This window comes from Arhodomonas sp. KWT (genome assembly GCF_010993615.1).
On the sequence record NZ_WNXE01001155.1, the window covers coordinates 1 to 509 of the forward strand.

General features: G+C 66.8%; 1 protein-coding gene. It reads right to left on the bottom strand.

Annotated features, from left to right (window positions below; all coding sequences use genetic code 11):
• Positions 1-509, bottom strand: a 509-nt coding sequence (gene nrdD / locus G7A99_RS24690; protein ID WP_240466418.1) for an anaerobic ribonucleoside-triphosphate reductase, incomplete at both ends; no start/stop codon positions are given.

Here is a 509-nt window from a genome sequence, read left to right on the forward strand (position 1 = left end):
AGGTCGTGGATGTGGATATCGCCGCGGCGGTGAGCCTCACCGATCTCCGCGGGGTAGACATGGCTGAGCCAGTAGTTGGCTACGACCTTGCCGGAGACGTTCAGGATCAGTCCGCCGAGGGAGTAGCCCTGGTTCGCGTTGGCGTTGATCCGCCAGTCTTCGCGTCCGAGGTATTCGTTGATGGTCCGCTCGACATCGACGAGCGTGTGCCGGTCCCGCCGCAGCCGGGCGTGCTGTTCGCGGTAGGCGATATAGGCGCGTGCGGTGGTGAAGTGTCCGGTCCCGGCGAGTTCGCGTTCGACGGCGTCCTGGATGGTCTCGACGCCGATTTCGGCATCCCCGTCCCCTGTCTCCGCGAGCCGGGCGATCACTTCTCGAGTGAGGGTCGCCGCGGCCTCGTTGCCGAATTCGCCGGTTGCTGCACCGGCCTGGCGTATCGCCGTGTGAATCTTGTCGGGGTCGAACGGCGCGTGGTTGCCGTCGCGCTTGACGACGCGGGCCGCCGGGGA